Annotated in this window: 12 protein-coding genes; 4 read left to right on the top strand and 8 right to left on the bottom strand. The window is 60.2% G+C overall.

Annotation, left to right across the window (positions count from 1 at the left end; all coding sequences use genetic code 11):
• Nucleotides 1-528: 528 nt before the first annotated feature.
• The 3 genes from mutS to FDQ92_RS08155 all read left to right on the top strand — a co-directional run bounded on the left by mutS (nucleotide 529) and on the right by FDQ92_RS08155 (nucleotide 7,105).
• Nucleotides 529-3,162: a DNA mismatch repair protein MutS gene (gene mutS, locus FDQ92_RS08165; protein ID WP_137424107.1), complete on the top strand. Its 2,634-nt coding sequence runs from the start codon at nucleotides 529-531 to the stop codon at nucleotides 3,160-3,162.
• A 188-nt stretch (nucleotides 3,163-3,350) separates the two neighbouring features.
• Entirely contained in the window at nucleotides 3,351-5,084 is a 1,734-nt protein-coding gene (locus tag FDQ92_RS08160; RefSeq protein WP_246041935.1) for an N-acetylmuramoyl-L-alanine amidase, read from the top strand.
• Nucleotides 5,081-7,105 carry a ribonuclease catalytic domain-containing protein gene (locus FDQ92_RS08155; RefSeq protein ID WP_137424105.1) on the top strand — a complete coding sequence of 675 codons (2,025 nt, stop codon included), beginning with the start codon at nucleotides 5,081-5,083 and terminating at the stop codon, nucleotides 7,103-7,105. Before FDQ92_RS08160 ends, FDQ92_RS08155 begins: the two co-directional genes overlap by 4 nt.
• 17 nt (nucleotides 7,106-7,122) lie before the next feature.
• On the opposite strand, the gene prfB is transcribed toward FDQ92_RS08155, so the two are convergent.
• The 7 genes from prfB to FDQ92_RS08120 form a co-directional block, all read right to left on the bottom strand.
• Nucleotides 7,123-8,254 (bottom strand): peptide chain release factor 2 gene (gene prfB / locus FDQ92_RS08150; protein WP_137424104.1). Its coding sequence is split into 2 segments (ribosomal slippage): nucleotides 7,123-8,181 and nucleotides 8,183-8,254, totalling 1,131 coding nucleotides; the frame shifts between segments, so codons are not numbered across the junction.
• Between the two features lie 221 nt (nucleotides 8,255-8,475).
• Entirely contained in the window at nucleotides 8,476-10,110 is a 1,635-nt protein-coding gene (gene lnt, locus FDQ92_RS08145; RefSeq protein ID WP_137424103.1) for an apolipoprotein N-acyltransferase, read from the bottom strand.
• 30 nt (nucleotides 10,111-10,140) lie between these two features.
• On the bottom strand, nucleotides 10,141-11,013 hold the full coding sequence (locus FDQ92_RS08140) for a hemolysin family protein (protein WP_246041630.1): 873 nt from the start codon (nucleotides 11,011-11,013) through the stop codon (nucleotides 10,141-10,143).
• Nucleotides 11,014-11,092: 79 nt separating this feature from the next.
• Complete coding sequence (gene speB, locus FDQ92_RS08135) at nucleotides 11,093-12,022, bottom strand: agmatinase (protein ID WP_211341216.1); 930 nt, start codon at nucleotides 12,020-12,022, stop codon at nucleotides 11,093-11,095.
• A gap of 4 nt (nucleotides 12,023-12,026) precedes the next feature.
• Complete coding sequence (speD, locus tag FDQ92_RS08130) at nucleotides 12,027-12,476, bottom strand: adenosylmethionine decarboxylase (RefSeq protein ID WP_137424102.1); 450 nt, start codon at nucleotides 12,474-12,476, stop codon at nucleotides 12,027-12,029.
• Nucleotides 12,477-12,627: 151 nt separating this feature from the next.
• Nucleotides 12,628-13,167, bottom strand: a complete 540-nt coding sequence (locus tag FDQ92_RS08125) for a helix-turn-helix domain-containing protein (protein WP_137425764.1) — start codon at nucleotides 13,165-13,167, stop codon at nucleotides 12,628-12,630.
• Nucleotides 13,168-13,322: 155 nt separating this feature from the next.
• On the bottom strand, nucleotides 13,323-14,366 hold the full coding sequence (locus FDQ92_RS08120; RefSeq protein WP_137424101.1) for a GGDEF domain-containing response regulator: 1,044 nt from the start codon (nucleotides 14,364-14,366) through the stop codon (nucleotides 13,323-13,325).
• A 78-nt stretch (nucleotides 14,367-14,444) separates the two neighbouring features.
• Between FDQ92_RS08120 and FDQ92_RS08115 the strand changes: the two genes are divergently transcribed.
• Complete coding sequence (locus FDQ92_RS08115; RefSeq protein ID WP_170180248.1) at nucleotides 14,445-15,296, top strand: NAD(+)/NADH kinase; 852 nt, start codon at nucleotides 14,445-14,447, stop codon at nucleotides 15,294-15,296.
• A gap of 276 nt (nucleotides 15,297-15,572) precedes the next feature.
• On the opposite strand, the gene FDQ92_RS08110 is transcribed toward FDQ92_RS08115, so the two are convergent.
• A complete protein-coding gene (locus tag FDQ92_RS08110; RefSeq protein ID WP_137425763.1) occupies nucleotides 15,573-16,442 on the bottom strand; it encodes a radical SAM protein in 870 nt (289 codons plus the stop codon).

Raw genomic sequence — 16,442 nt, 5'->3', positions numbered from 1 at the left:
AGGGGACTGAAGAGAGCCGGCCAGGATCTCGAAGTGATCTTTGTGGGTAAAGACCGGGATCCTCGCTACGATACTCGATGCGAGGAAGTAGGGCCTGTTCGGGCCCTTTGTGATGGATTTTCCCCCTCGTTCTCAAGCTCTGGCTTGGGAACGGCCTCAATCGAAGCTGGAGCTTCTACACACTTGTGTTCCCAAGCTGGAGCTTGGGAACAAGGTTGATGGTGGAGTTTGGGAGCAGGATGGAAGTAGCACCGTCACCCTCTGGTTATGGAACTCTGCGATCAAGGCCCGCAGTAACGGGGCCGCAGCCACGTCGAGGCCGACCGCCGTGGGCTCGTCGTTGGAATCCATTGCCTTGCTGCAAAATCAGTCACCCCGATTTATTGAATAGAGATACTTCACAGTAGAGATTGCCCCTTTTCGAAAGGATACGTTAAATAGTGGAGACCCGGCGTTTCCGCCACCTTCTAGTCGAAGGCCGGAGTCCGGCGGAGTGATGACGTTTGCCGGGCGCAGGGAAGGCGTTTCATGCAGAAGCTTACTCCGATGATGCAGCAGTATCTGGAGATCAAGGCGGAATTTCCCGACGCGCTGCTGCTCTACCGAATGGGCGACTTTTACGAGTTGTTCCTGGACGACGCGGTGAAGGCCGCGAAGATCCTGGATATCGCTCTCACATCGCGAGACAAACAGGCGGAAAACCCCGTTCCCATGTGTGGCGTGCCGTACCATGCCGCCGAAAACTATATCGTCAAGCTGGTGGATGCGGGCCACAAGGTGGCGGTGTGCGATCAGGTGGAGGATCCCAGGCAGGCGAAAGGCCTGGTGCGCCGTGAAGTCACCCGGGTGATCACACCCGGGCTGGTGGTGGAACAACAGAACCTGGCGGCGGCGTCCCCCAATTACCTGGCGGCGGTGGCCGAGAATTCGGGGCGCCAAGGGCTGGCGTACCTGGACATTTCCACGGGGGAATTCAAGGTCGTGGAATTGGATGCCGAGAGCACGGTTTTCGACGAGATTCTACGGGTTGCTCCCCGGGAACTGCTTGTAGACGAACACGCCCGGCCCGCCTGGCTGGACCAGCTGCAACGGCGGTTTGAAGTGACCGTCACCTTTGTCGATTCCGACGCCTTTGACCGGCGCCGCGCCGAAAAGCGGCTCATCGAGCACTTCAAGGTCCACTCCCTGGATGGATTCGGGCTGCAGAACATGAAGGCGGGTATCCAGGCTGCGGGCGCCATCCTTCATTACGCGCGGGCCAACCGCCTGGGGGACTGTTCGCACGTGAGGTCTCTCCTGCCGTACCATCCCCACGATTACATGACCCTGGACGAGGCCACCGTTCGAAACCTGGAGATTTTCCGCTCCGCCACCTTCGGAAACCGGAAGGGTTCGCTCCTGGACGTCATCGACCGGACGAAAACGCCCATGGGAGCCAGAAAGATCCAGGAATGGCTCCGGTTTCCCCTGCTGGATCTGGAAAGGATTCTGGCTCGGCAGGAAGCCGTGGGGGAACTCGTGGAGCGGCCCGCGGTCATGGCCCGGCTGGCCGATCACCTGTCACGCATCCAGGACATGGAACGCATCCTCGGGCGCATCAGCGTGGGTTCCGCACAGCCTCGGGACCTGGCGGCGCTCAGGAAGTCGCTCCGATCCCTTCCCGAAATCCGCAAAGCCCTCGCTGAGCATGAAGGCGGCATGCTGAAGGAGATTTCAGCGGACTGGGACGACCTCTCCGACCTGGCCGAGCGTATAGAAAAAACCCTGGTGGAGGATCCGCCGGCCGCGGCGGCGGGCGGATACATCAGGGCGGACGCTCATCCCGAGCTGGAGCAGGTCACTCGGCTCAGCCGGGACGCCAAGGGATGGATGCTGAACTATGAGGCCAGGGAAAGGGAGCGGACCGGCATCGGCTCCCTCAAGGTGCGTTACAATAAAATCTTTGGATACTTCATCGAAGTCTCGCGCGCCAATCTTTCGCTGGTGCCGGACCACTATGTCCGCAAGCAGACCCTGGTCAACGCCGAACGGTTCATCACGGATGAACTCAAAACGTTCGAAAGCCAGGTACTGGAAGCGGATGCCAGGCGAATGGAACTGGAAGAAGCCATCTTCCGGGAACTCAGGAACTGGCTGGCCGGCCAGGGGCACCGCATCCAGAAAATGTCCCGGAAGGTGGCCGAGCTGGACGGCCTTCACTCACTGGCCGAAACCGCGGCTTTGAACGATTACCGCCGTCCCATCGTGGACCACAGCGGCGATCTTTCCATACGGGAAAGCCGTCATCCGGTGATCGAGCACTTCATGGAAGACGGTTCGTTCGTTCCCAACGACCTGGAACTCAACCAGGAAGCGCAGCAGGTTCTCATCATCACCGGTCCCAACATGGCGGGTAAATCGACCATCCTGCGCCAATGCGCCCTGATCGTGCTTCTCGCGCAGATCGGAAGCTTCGTTCCCGCCGAAAGAGCTCGGATCGGAATTGTCGATCGGATCTTCACGCGGGTGGGCGCATCGGACGATCTGGCACGGGGGCGCTCCACCTTCATGGTGGAAATGCAGGAGACGGCCAATATTCTCCGGACCGCTACGCCACGCAGCCTGGTGATTCTCGATGAGATCGGCCGGGGAACGAGCACTTTCGATGGGATGAGCCTGGCCTGGGCGGTGGCCGAGCATCTTCACAACTATCAGGGGGTCGGAGTCAAAACGCTTTTCGCCACCCACTATCACGAACTCACCGAACTGGCGGAAAGGCTTCCTCGCGTCAAGAATTTCAATGTAGCCGTGAAGGAGTGGGAGGACGATATCCTGTTTTTTCACAAGCTGGTTCCCGGCGGCACCAACAGGAGCTACGGCATCCAGGTGGCTCGGCTTGCCGGAATCCCCGGCGAGGTCATCGACCGGGCGAGGGAGATCCTCATCCAGCTGGAAGCCGGAAAGCACGGACCGCCGGGCGGCGTTGCGGAGGCTTTGACCCACCGAAGAAAGGTCCGGGCGGCCAGGCCGAAGGAAGCAGGCTTCCAGCTCAGCCTGTTTCGCCCGACCGCAGAATGGATCCAGGAGCAGATCCTGGCGCTGGACCTCGATCGCATGACACCGCTGGCGGCCCTTCAGACACTCTACGCCCTGAAGGAACGGCTGGCCCGCTCCGAGCTCTGAAACTGCCCTCCCCTCCCCCTTCCCCTCCCCTTGTGGGAGGGGAAGGGGGAGGGGAGGGGAGGGCAACCGGCGGCGGGAGGATCAGGCCGTGGACCTTGCGTCGCCGGACAGACCGTGTCATGTTGGCCCTAAATCCATGACTCGGTTGCATTATGAGAAAAAAGCGTTCCTCACATTCATTGCCGGCAATGATGATGCTTTGCGGACTCCTCTGTTGGAGCCCGGCGGCGCCGGCGGATGCCGCCAAATCACTGGAGGCGGCCTATCGCATAGCCAAGGCCGATTACCATTCCCTGCTGGCGGTTCCGGTCACGGAAGCCGCCCGGGAGCCGTGGGAAGCGTGTATCCGGGATCTTCAGAAGATCGTGGCGATGGACCCTGAAGGTCCCTACGCTGCCCGAAGCCTTTATCTGATCGGCCAGTCTTTTCATCACCTCTACGACGGACTCGGACGCTCCGAAGATCTGCAGGCGGCCGTCGAAGCCTATCGAACCCTCATCCGCAAGCACCTGGGGAGCAACTTGGCCGACGATGCCCAGTACCTGATCGGGGTCATCTACGAGGGCAGGGACCCCGCCCAGGCATATTTGGAGTTCGTGAAGGTTCCCGCCCTTTTTCCGACGGGAGATATGGCGGAAAAGGCCCGCGAACGCTCCAATCGCCTGGCCCGGCGGCTGAGTTCCCCGCACCGGGGCGGGGTAAGCCCGCAAGCGGCTCCGCCGCCCGAAGGCGGCCCAGGCGGGGCGGCGACCGCTGCGGCGCCCGTTTCCACGGAAGCGAAGGAACACCTCCCGTCCCCGCAAACGGGTTCGGCGCTCCTCGAAGACGTCCAATATTGGTCTGCTGAGGGCTACACGCGGGTGGTGGTCTACCTGAGCCAACCCGTCCGGTTCGGGCCCAATACCCTGCCCCCCGACGAAGCGAACCAACAGCCGGCCCGCATCTACATCGACTTCGAAAACACGTCGTTGAGCCCGCGTCTCAAGCCCCGGATCGACATCATGGATGGTTTTCTTCGTGACGTGCGCGTCGGCCAGTACAGCTCGGACCGGGCAAGGGTGGTCCTGGACATCGAGTCCATCGAATCCCACAAAGTGTTCTCGATGGAAGATCCCTTCCGGGTGATCATCGATGTGCGGGGCAAGAGGAAGAAGGTACCCGCTCTGTCCACCGCGCCCGGAAGGGGCGCGGAGGGTCCGAGCCTGGCCCGGCAATTGGGGCTTTCGGTCCGCCGGATCGTGCTGGATCCCGGCCACGGGGGAAAGGACAAGGGGGCCATTGGGCCCAACGGCGTATACGAAAAGGACGTGACCCTCGCCATTGCCAAAGGCTTGAAAAAAATACTGGAAGAAATGACCGACTGCGAGGTCATCCTCACGAGGACTACCGACCGTTTCCTTTCACTGGAGGAAAGGACCGCCATCGCCAACACCTGCAAGGCGGACCTGTTCGTTTCCATCCACGCCAATGCACACACGGACCGGAGCCTGGGCGGGATCGAAACCTATTTCTTGAATCTTTCCACCGACAAGGAATCGGCTCGAGTCGCCGCCTTCGAGAACGCCACTTCAACCAAGAAGATCAGCGACCTGGAAGTCATACTGCAGGATCTCATGAGAAACACCAAGATCAGTGAATCCTCCCGTCTGGCCCATGAAGTGCATCGGAAGATCATCCAGAAGGTCAAGACTCAATATCCCGAAGTCCGGGATCTGGGTGTCAAGCAGGCCCCGTTCTATGTCCTGCTGGGAGCGGAGATGCCTTCCATTCTCATCGAAACGGCGTTCATTTCCAACGAAACGGAGGAGAAGCTTTTGGTCAATCGAGCTTTCCAGCGGGTGCTGGCGGGCGGAATCGCCGAGGGTCTGGCCGCTTACGTGGACATCATGACAAAGATGGCCCAGACGGGAGAAGCTCCATGACCGCTCCAACCACCCCTCAACGGATAGAACCCGGTACGGTCGTGGAGTTTTTCGAAGCCAAGGAAGTCCTGCTGGGTGTGTGTCTTGCCGTCAAGAATCAGCGACTCAGCATCCTTTCCGAAAACAACCGGGAACTGAACCTTGCCCGCAGCCGCGTGCTTCACGCGTCTTCGAAGCCCCTCGACCTCAAAGAAGGCCGGGAGGGAGCGGTTCAGGCGCTCAAGCTTCTCAAGCGGCGGAGGGAAGATCTGGCGGCCCAGGTGAACGTCGAGGAGATCTGGGAAGTCCTGGAAGAAGAGGCGGAGGGCGTGGAACTCCAAGACTTGGTCGGGCTGGTCTTTCCGGAGGAACCGGCAGACGACGAGGCGGCCGCCGTGCAGCGGGTCCTCCTCCGAGACCGCCTCTATTTTCAGTTTAAGGACGGACGGTTCTATGCCCGGAGCCGGGAAAAGGTGGAACAGCGCCGACTGGAACTGGAAAGGGAAGCCGAGCAGGAAAGGCTCCTGGAAGCGGGGGCGTGCTGGCTGGGGTCGTTGAAGCACAAGAAGGCGGCCTTTCCAGCGGAAGAATTCCGGGTCCGGATCCTGGACGCACTGAAAGACTATGCCCTTTTCGGTCAAGAATCGGCGCAGCAGTCCTTCGCCAAGGAACTCCTGAAGCGCGCCGGGCTCACCCCCCAGCCCCATTCCGCCTTCCGCACCCTGGTCCGGCTCGGCGAATGGCGGGAAGACGAAAACCTCTACCTGTACCAGCAGGGGATCGCTCGGGACTTCCCGCAAGAGATTCTCGACTTTGCGGTACGAAAGGCCGAAACCCTCACGATCCCCGACGGTCGGCCGCGGCGCGATCTCCGCGGACTGCACGCCTTCACCATCGACAGCGCCCAGACGAAGGACTACGACGATGCTTTGAGCTTTCGAATACTCGAGGAAGAGTTCTACGAGGTCGGAATCCACATCGCAGACGCCGCGGCGGTGGTGGACAAAGACGACCCGGTGGATCGGGAAGCGCGCTCTCGAGCCACTTCCATTTATCTTCCCGACGCCAGGATTCCCATGCTGCCGCCGGTGCTTTCAGAGGGCGTGTGCAGCCTTCAGTCGGGCAGGGACCGACTGGCGCTGACCTTCCTGGTCCGGATCGACCGTGAGGGGACGGTCCTTTCCCGGGAGGTTTTCTCGAGCATCATCCGGGTCCGGGAACAGCTCACCTACGAAGACGTGAACCGGAAGGTCGAGGAAGAAGAAGCTTTCCGGGAGTTGTACCGGTTGAGCCAGAGGCTTCGAGCGAAGCGGCTCGAGATGGGCGCCGTCATCCTTCCGCTTCCGGAAATCAACGTGTACGTGAATGCCGAAGGCATGATCCAAGTGAGCCGTTATGAAAAAGAAACCCCGAGCCAAATCATCGTGTCGGAATGGATGATCGCCGCCAACAGCCTGGCCGCCGAGTACCTGGCCGAAAAAGGCGTCCCCGCCATTTACCGGAGCCAGGGAGAGTGCCGGCCGGAAACGGATCAGGTGCAAAGCGAGCATGAGATCTTCCATATCTACCGCCAGCGCCGTCTTTTCGCTCGAGCCGAACTGGAGACGGAGCCCGGAGTCCATTGCAGCCTGGGGGTTCCCACGTACACGAGCATCACATCACCCATCCGCCGCTACATCGACCTGGTGGTGCAGCGGCAGTTGGTGCACGCGTTGGAAACCGGGGAAGCGTTCTACTCGGAAGAAGAACTGCGGAACCTCATCACCCGGCTCAGGGCACAGCTTTCGCGCGTGGTGTTCGTCCACCGGAAATGGACCCGCTACTGGATCCTGAAATACCTGGAACAGGAAGACATCCAGACCATGAACGCCATTGTTCTGGACAAGAACGCTCGGTTCGCCCAGATCTTGATTCCCGACTTCCTGCTGGAAACCCAGGTTCCGCTGCCGCCCGAAACCACGATCCAACAGGGCGAAATGATCGCCGTCAAGGTGGAACGCCTGAACCCGAGGGATGAAGTGCTCCGGGTTCAAGTCGCCTGAGCCTCGAGGCGGGGAAATCAGTGCAGGGCGCCGGTGCTTTCGGTCTTCAACTGCTCGAAGAGGTAGGCTTCGATGAACTCGTCCAGGTCGCCGTCCAGAACACTTTCCACGTTCCCCTTTTCAAACTGGGTGCGGTGGTCCTTGATGAGCCGGTAGGGTTGAAGCACATAGGACCGGATCTGGTTGCCCCAGGCGATGTCTTCCAGACTGTCGTGCACTTCCTGGAGTTTTTCCTGCTGAATCTTCTTTTCCCGCTCATAAAGCCGCGACCGAAGCACCTTCATGGCCAGATCGCGGTTTCGGTGCTGGGATTTCTCGTTCTGACACTGGACCACGATTCCAGTGGGGATGTGCGTGATCCGGACCGCCGAACTGGTCTTGTTGACATGCTGCCCCCCGGCGCCGCTGGCTCGATACGTGTCGATCCTCAGGTCTGAAGGCTTTATGTCGATCACGATTTGATCGTCCACTTCCGGGTAGACGAAAACCGCGGCAAAGGACGTGTGGCGGCGGCCGCTGGCGTCGAACGGCGAGATGCGTACCAGGCGGTGAATGCCCGATTCCGACTTGAGGAGCCCGTAGGCGTAGGGGCCTGAAACCGTGAAGGTGGCGTTCTTGATGCCGGCTTCCTCGCCTTCGAGGATGTCGATCAACTGGGTCTCGAAGCCTTTGCGTTCACACCAGCGCAGATACATCCGAAGCAGCATTTCCGCCCAGTCCTGGGCTTCGGTGCCTCCGGCCCCCGCGTTGATGCTCACTATGGCGTTTTCCCGGTCGTTTTCGGCGCTGAGCATCCGGCGAACCTCCAGCGCCCTCATCTCTTTCTGAAGTTGCTTTACCTTTTGCGCCACTTCGGCGACGGTGGTCGCGTCGTTTTCCTCGAGAGCCATTTCAAGCAGGAGTTCGTTTTCTTCCAGTTCGTGTTGGAAGCGCTCAATTTCCGAGACGATTTCACTGAGCTGCGCCCGCTCCTTGACCACGTCTTTGCCGGCGTCCGGATCGTCCCAGAAATCCGACTTGGTCATGATCCGGTCCAGTTCCTGCAACCGTTCCTTCATGCCGGCCAGGTCAAAGATAGCCTCCCAAGGTTTGAATGCGCAGGGAGAGATCCCGCAAAACGGTTTTGATTTCGCTGACGTCGAAGCTCATGGTCGATTACCTCCTCTTTCCACCTTGTTCCCAAGCTCCAGCTTAGGAACACAACTGTGCCGAAGCTCCAGCTTCGATTCCCATCAGGAGGCGAAGCTGGAGCTTCCCGGGCAGGCCGTTCCCAAGCCGGAGCTTGGGAACGAGCGTAAAAAACCCACAATGCTCCATTGACCTTGATCGCCGGCAAGCCGGCTCCTACGGGGGAGCCGCCCGGTGTTCCGTTATGGTAGGAGCGGGCTTGCCCGCGACCCCGTCTCTTTACGCCGCCGAAGCCCCCACGCCGAATACACTCCACAACCCGCCGCCGTCAAGGTGCAAATCCAGGCGAACCAGTCCCCCCATCGGGCATAGACGGTTCGAAACGCCAAGGGTTTCACCCGGCAGACCAGCACGCCGACTTCGTTCAGAGGGATCTTGCCGCAGGGGTTCCCGGCCGCGTCAAACATCGCGCTGACGCCCGTGTTGGCGCAGCGCACCAGCGGTACGCGAAATTCGACGGCCCGCCACCGGGCCATTTCAAAGTGCTGATAGGGAGCGCTGCTGCGGCCGAACCAGGCGTCGTTGGTGAGGTTCACCAGAATGTCGGCCCCTTCCCGGATCGCTGACCTTGCAAGGTCCGGAAAGATGGCTTCGTAACAGATAAGAACCCCCAGGCGGGTTCCGTCCATCCGAAGAACGGAGGGGTCCTGACCTGGAACGAAATCCCCAGCGGCTTCCACCAGGCGGTGGACGAAGAAGAGTATCCTCTTCAGCGGTACGTACTCTCCGAAGGGAACCAGATGCTGCTTGGCGTAGTCCCCTCGAACATTCCCTTCGGAATCCAGAAGAAACGCCTTGTTCAGAGGGCGCGGCTGTTTCCCGTGCCACATCACCCCCGGGCTTCCGAACAAAATGGGGATGCCGAGGGCACGAGCCACACCTTTCACCCGCTCGCTCTGTTCCTCTTCGATTCCGAAAAAGAAGGGAGTCGCCGTCTCCGGCCAGACCAGGATGTCCGGGCGGGGATCATGGGCCGCCGCGCGCCGCGAAAGGCGCTCCAGGCGCTCCAGGGTGGCCTCTTGGAATGCCGGGTCCCACTTGAGCGACTGGTCGATGGCGGGCTGAACTAGACCGACCGCCATGGCTTCCGCGGCGTCCTGAGCCCTTGAGACGGTGTCCAGGCGCGAGGTTCCATAGGCCAGGGAAGCGGCAAGCATCAGAAGGGGAAAAGCGAGGCAGCGCCTGGGTCGGCGAGACGCCACGCACGCGGCGAGACAGGTGTTTCCAAGCACCACGAGCCATCCCACGCCATAGACCCCCGTCAAATCCGCCAGTTGGACGAGTGTCGCAAAAGGCGTCTGGGTATAACCCAGGTTCGCCCAGGGGAACCCAGTGAGGGCGTGAGCCCGGAGCCATTCGAGAGCTACCCACACGAAGGGCAGACCGTACCACTGGAATCGGGGCCGGGAATCCCAAGCACGAGCGACGCCGGCAAAAACCGCCGGATAAAGTCCCAGATAGGCGGCCAAAAGCACCAGCACCGCCGCCGCCAGGGGAAGGGGGAGCGACCCGTAATGTCGGACCACGTAGGCGATCCAGTAGAGGGCGGTCAGGAAGTGGGTGAATCCCGTCAGGAAACCCAGTCCCATCGCCTGTCGCAGGGTCTTTCCCCGCACGGCAAGGAGCAGAGGAACCAGTGCCGCCCAGGAAAGCCAGGCGAGATGGAACGGAGGGAGCCCCAGCGTGAGAAGCCCCCCGCTCGAAAGGCTCAGCAAAACCGCCGGTACCGGGGCGATGGGCGTCGATTTCCGAATGTCGGCGGATGGGCTGTCGAGAAGAGAAACGGGTTCGAACTGCTCTGAAAGGCCGGTCGTCAAGGGACGCCTTGCTTCCGCGTGCGGCGCGCTTCAAGCCGCTGATTCATTGCCGGAAGCCAGTGGCCGGGGTTCCGGCGGAGACCGACGGATGCGGATCTTCTCTATTTTTCGACGGTCGGCGGATTCCACCGTCATTTCCAGGTCCCGAAAGACCACCTGTTCCCTGGCTTCGGGAACTCGACCCAGAAGGCTGATGATGAAACCCCCGATGGATTCGAATTTCCCCTCAGGAAACTCGATTCCCAGAACATCTTCCAATTCTTCCACGTCCAAGCGGGCGTCCACCAGAAGGGATCCATCATCCTGATGGACGATCCAGTCCTCCTCGGCGTCGTACTCGTCCATGATGTCGCCGATGATCTCTTCAATGATGTCTTCCATCGTGATGATTCCGGCGGTGCCCCCGTACTCGTCGATCACGATGGCCATGTGGGACTTGCGGTGTCGGAGATCCCGCAGCAGGTCGCTGACCCTTTTCGTTTCCGGTATGAAGTACGGGGCGCGGACCATCTCCCGCACTTCCACTTCGTCCCGCCCCCAGCAATGGAGCAGGTCCTTGGCGTGCAGGATGCCGATCATGTTGTCGATGCTGTCCTGGTAGATGGGAATTCTCGAGTGGCCGGAATCCAGGATGATCTGGATGACCTCGCGGACAGTGGCATCGAAACGGACCGCCACCATGTCGGTCCGTGGAATCATGATTTCCCTGGCCAGTGTGTCCCGGAACGAAAAGATCCCCTGGATCATCTCTCCTTCATCTTCGGAGATCAGACCCTGCTCTTCCCCTTCGTCGATGATCTGCTGGATCTCCCGCTCGAGATCCTGTGGCTTTTGAACGCGCGCGAGCCGGCGGAAGGCCAGCTGCAGCCAGCGCCGAATCCCTTTGGCAGACTCCTCTTCCAACCCTTTTCCTCGAAGAAAACCCGGTGCTCTGATGTCCGTGGGCGGGTGATCCCGCACAGGTTTTCAGTGTGAACCCAATCTAACAAGGCCGCCGGCTGATGTCTAGGGAAATGTAGGCAAGCATCTTGTGTACCAGCCGAGCCGCAAGAAAGTCGGGGGCCGCCAAATGCGGCTGAGGGAGCAGTTCCATCACGTCGAAGCCCACCACGCGCCGCGTCTCGGTCACGCGCCGGAGCAGCCTCAAAACCTGGTACCACGTGAGTCCCCCCGGTTCAGGGGTGCCCACCGAAGGCATGACCGACGGGTCGAACACGTCCAGGTCGATGGTGACGTAGACCTCGGGGCCCAGGTCCTCCGGCACCTCGTCTAGTCTTTCGGGAACCTCGTGCAGGTCCCGGGCAAAGTAGGAGGGCACCCGGTTTTCGATCAGGAAGTGATGCTCCTCACGGGTGAGCGACCGGATGCCCGCTTGCACCACCGGGACCCGTTCCCAGACACGGCGCATGACGCATGCGTTACTGTAGGGGCTTTCCTGGTAGTGGTCCTTGAAGTCGGCGTGCGCGTCCAGCTGCAGGACGGTGAGTCGAGGATGAAAGGCCGCCGCCGCTTCGATCATTCCGAGGGAAAGCAGGTGCTCGCCTCCGAGCATGACCGGAAGCTTTCCCGCTTCGAAGAGAATCCGGCCGGCGTCCCGCACACGGTCCACCATCTCCTTTGGAGACGCCACCGTGATCGCCAGTTCGTCCAGTGTGGCGATGCCCCGCCGGTGAGGTTCCTCTCCTGTTTCCTCGTCGTAGGACTCCAGCTCCCGGGACGCATGGAGAATGGCTCGAGGCCCCTCACGAGTGCCCGCCCGGAACGTGGTGGTGCCGTCGTAGGGAACGGGAAGCACCACGAACCGGGCGCTTTCGAAGTCCGCTTCCGGAGAGGTCAACCCCATGAACGAAGAGGAGGGCCCCAGGTATTCCCGCATGCGGGCCCTCGCGTCACGCACCGTTTCCGGATCCATGATCTCAACGAGTCCGTTGGCGCAGCGATCGGTCCATCCGCACCACCTGAGCGGACGCCGACAGGGTGTTGGGAAATTCCTGGCCCCGGTCCAGAACGTTCATTTCGTACTTCTTGATCTGGAACTGATCCCGGATCGCTTCCACCGCTTTATCAACGTCGAACGGCTTACACGAAAATATGTCCACACTGAGATAAAGCTTCTCGGGGAAGGTGTGGATGCTGATATGGCTTTCGGCGATGAGCACAAAACCCGAAATCCCCCAGTCTTCAGGAACGGCGCCGTTGTAACGGAATACATACGGAGGCATGATCTTCGTCATGTCCATTGCCGCTGGATACTCATCCAAAAAATTGTAGATTAGGCCGATATCTTCCAGCAGGTCGCGATGGCAACCATAGCCGTCCATCATGAGATGGACCCCGAACCCGAACTCCGGTTTTTTTACGCCCATGGCCTTACCTCCCCTGAAGCAAGAGAACCATCTCAATGGATCTCTGCGTTTGCACATTCAGACACATCACAAGAAATGACTCTTTTCCCAACGCATATCACTCCCGCCTTGCAGCCGTTAACGATCGGGGCGAAGCCCGCCCGCTTCCGTTTCAGAAACGCGACGGAGTCACCACCCAAAGAATCTTCGCCGCTCCCTTTCCGGTGTTTTCCACCCGGTGAGGTGTCGAACTCTTGAAGTAGAAGCAATCGCCCTGACCCAGCTTATGGGCCTTGGTGTCCAGCCAAAGGGTCACCGCCCCCCGGATCACGAACCCGAACTCTTCTCCCTCGTGCGAGGTCTCCTGAGGTGTCTTCGCGCCCTTCGCCAGGATGACCAGCACGGGATCCATCAACCGCCCCATGGCTCGGGGAAGCAGAAAATGGACCGTGTAGTCGTCGGTGGATACCGAACTGAGCACCCTGGCCTTCTTGCGGCCCACCACGGTGGGCTGCGGCGTGTCTCTGAAAAATTCCGCCAGGTCCAACCCCAGGACGTCCAGGATGCTTTTCAATGTGGCGATGGACGGTGAGGTGAGGTCCCGCTCCAGCTGCGAGATGAAGCCCTTGGTCAGGTAGGCGCGGTTGGCCAGTTCTTCCTGAGTCAGACCGGTTTCCGTCCGCAGCCTTCGGAGCTTCTCACCGATCCTCAGATGCCCCTCCATGGTTTACCTTTATTAAACTAAAAGTTTAGCAAAACGCGGCCTATATATAGGGAGGAAGTGCCGGGTGTCAAGAGGAAATGAGGGCGGCCGTTGATGGCGGTGCAGCGGCGAACTCGCGGGCGGGACTTCGAGAGGGGGGGGCTCTATCGGGCATTGCCGCCACCGGTTCCCGAGTTTCCCAGGAGCCGGGGAATCGGCTCAGGCGGGTCGATCCCGTTCACGCAGACGCAGTCGCCGCCTCGGGCCTGCTTGGCTTCGTAAAGTGCGCGGTCGGCCCGCTGGACCAGGTCTTCGATGGCCTCCGCCAGGTTATCCAGATTGCCGGAAAAAGAAGCGATGCCTGTGGAAAGCGTGGTGGGCTGAGGCTTGAGCTTGTTGTACTTGCTGCGGATACGTTCCGCCACCTTTAATGCCTGAGGAGTTGTGAGATGCGGGAGAATCACGCAGAATTCATCTCCCCCGTAGCGAAAGGCCTTATCTACGTTTTCACGGATGGATGTCCGCAGGATATCCGCAAGCAGGATCACCAGCCGGTCGCCCGCCTGGTGGCCTTTTTGATCATTGTACTCCTTAAAGGAATCGATATCGATGAAAAACAGATAAAGGGGGTGCCCGTAACGGATTGCCCGAACGGCCTCCTGAGTCAGAATGCTCTTGAAATGCCTCCGGTTGAACAGGCCGGTCAGGGGATCCCGGATGGCCAGCTCTTCCAGTTCGCGGCGCATCCAGCGCTCCCGGAGCAGCCGCTGGAGCTTGGCTTCGAGTTTGTCCAGGGAAAAGGGTTTGGTGATGAAGTCGGCCGCCCCGGCGCCGATCACCTCGGTGTATTTGTATTTGACGGCATGGCCCATGATAGCAATGGTATCGATGTTCTTGTGATCGGCATGAACAGCCTTGATGAGTTCGAGTCCGTCCATACGGGGCATGTCCAGATCGGTGATGATGATGTCGAAGGAACCGTTTTGGATCTTCTCGATGGCGTCCAGGCCGTCCTCGGCGGTGGTCACGCGATGCCCCATGAGGCTCAAAGATTCGGCGACCAGTTCACGGATATGCACTTCGTCGTCAACAACGAGGATGCACTGCGGAGCAGCAAAGATGTTCTTGGCTTGCGAGTCCATTCGGCTCACTTCCGAAGGTGCCACCGTATTCCGCTTCATTTCGCAGCTTACTTTGCGGCGTTTCATTTGACAAACGTTTTTCGTTGCATTTTTATTATTTGTTTTCCTAAGATCGGTGGCCTGCAAGCAAGGAGACCGAACAACATGAAGCGCATCGTCCTCATCTACAAACGCGGTCGCTCCGATGCCGCCTCTCTCGCCCGCCGGATGAAGCAGTGGATGGAAGGCCTGGGTCTTGACGTGATGTCCCAGCAGAATTCAGCGATTCCCGACTTTCAGGCCGAAATCGACGAACCGGAACTCCCCGCTGACACCGATGCCGTGGTGGTATTGGGAGGCGACGGGACCTTCCTGAGCGTGGCACGGGCGGTCCGCGACCGGCCGATTCCCGTGGTGGGCGTCAACCTTGGCGGACTGGGGTTCCTCACCGAAATCGCCCATGAATCCTGTTTTTCGGAACTCGGAGAGATCCTTGAAGGCCGCTACGAAATCGAAGAACGCATGCGCCTCCAGGTTTCGCTCTGGCGAGAGGGCCGGGAAGTCTTCTCCCAGACCGTTTTGAACGACGCGGTGGTGAACAAGGGAGCGCTGGCCCGAATTGTGAATTTTCACACTAGCATCGACGGCCGCTACCTGACCCACTATCGCGCGGACGGCATCATCGTGGCGACGCCCACCGGTTCCACGGCCTACAACCTTTCGGCGGGCGGTCCCATCGTCTACCCCACGGCCTGGGACGTCATCGTCACGCCCATCTGTTCCTTCACTCTGACCAACCGCCCCATCATCCTTCCCGGATCGGCCCGGATCGAGCTGACTCTCGACGACAAGGCCCAGGACGTGGCCCTCACCTGCGACGGCCAGATCGGCCGCAAGCTCCTGCCCCAGGACCGGATCCTCATCACCGCAGCGCCCGCCCCGCTTCGGCTCATCAAGTCCCCCAGTATGGACTACTTCGACATCCTGAGGACCAAGCTCAAATGGGGGACGAACTGAGCCTCTTCGCCCCCGTCTCCCGGATTTGGGTGCGGATCTTTAAGAACGACATCCAGGGTGACCCTCTGAGGTAGATCCACATGGCCTTGAAGCAGCAAGCGCATCAGCTCCGTTTCCCCTCGTTCCCAAGCTCCAGCTTGGGAACGGCCTCACCGAAGCTGGAGCTTCTGCACAGTTGTGTTCCCAAGCTGGAGCTTGGGAACAAGAAGCAAAAGATCTGCGGCCCCCGGATTTTAAGCGACGCCCGGTTTGCTTTCCGCCGTTGCCCAAGCCGCATCAGAGCGCCCGCATCCATTCGGGCTTGAGGCGGACATCGCCTCGAAGGGCCGCATCGATTGCGGCCAGAGCCTTCGCCTTTTCGGCCGGCATGCGCACCTTAAGGGGCAGGTAGTTGGAGGCGTGGTTCGATAGGAAAAGGCCGCCGCTGAGATGTGTGTGAGCGATCATTTCACGGAGTTCGGCCAGCATCTCCGGCGGGTCCATGAGTTCGAATGCTCCGCAGGCCGCCTTTTGGCCCAGTTCGGTGTTGGGAAGCAGCATGAGAGTGAGCGCTCCCACATAATGGGGGTCCATGGCGCTCAACACGTCACCGGTGGCCCGGGCATGCTCGCTGGATCGTTCGCGTCCCGCGATTCCGAGAAGGACGGTGACCGAGAGTTTGATGCCCGCATCCCGGACGCGGCGTCCCGCTTCGACCATGCGTTCGGGTGATGCGCCCTTGCGAATGGCTTTGAGCGTTTCCGGATCGCCGCTTTCAAGCCCCATGTAGACGATGCCCAGCCCCAGATTCCGAAGCTCCGCCAGTTCTTCCGGCGATTTCCGGATGATGCTCTTGGCGTTTCCGTAGAGCCCGATGCGCTGAATCCAGGGCATCTCCTCCCGGATTTTGGAAAAGATCCGCACCAGCCGGGGCTGGGGGATGATCAGCGCGTCCCCGTCCGTCAGGAAAACCCGCCGCAGGAAAGAAAAATTCCTGGCGGCATAGCGGATGTCCTCATCGATCACCGCGTCGTCCTTGATTCGAAACCGTTTGCCCTTGTAAGTCCCGCAGAAGGTGCATTTGTTGTGGGAACAGCCCACGGTCACCTGCAAAATGATGCTGTCCGCCTCGCTGGGCGGGCGGATGATAATCCCTTCGTAATGCAT

The organism is Desulfoglaeba alkanexedens ALDC, from assembly GCF_005377625.1.
Lineage (GTDB): Bacteria > Desulfobacterota > Syntrophobacteria > Syntrophobacterales > DSM-9756 > Desulfoglaeba > Desulfoglaeba alkanexedens.
Note: the sequence above shows the minus strand (reverse complement) of the source record. Positions and strands in the feature narration are given on the sequence as shown.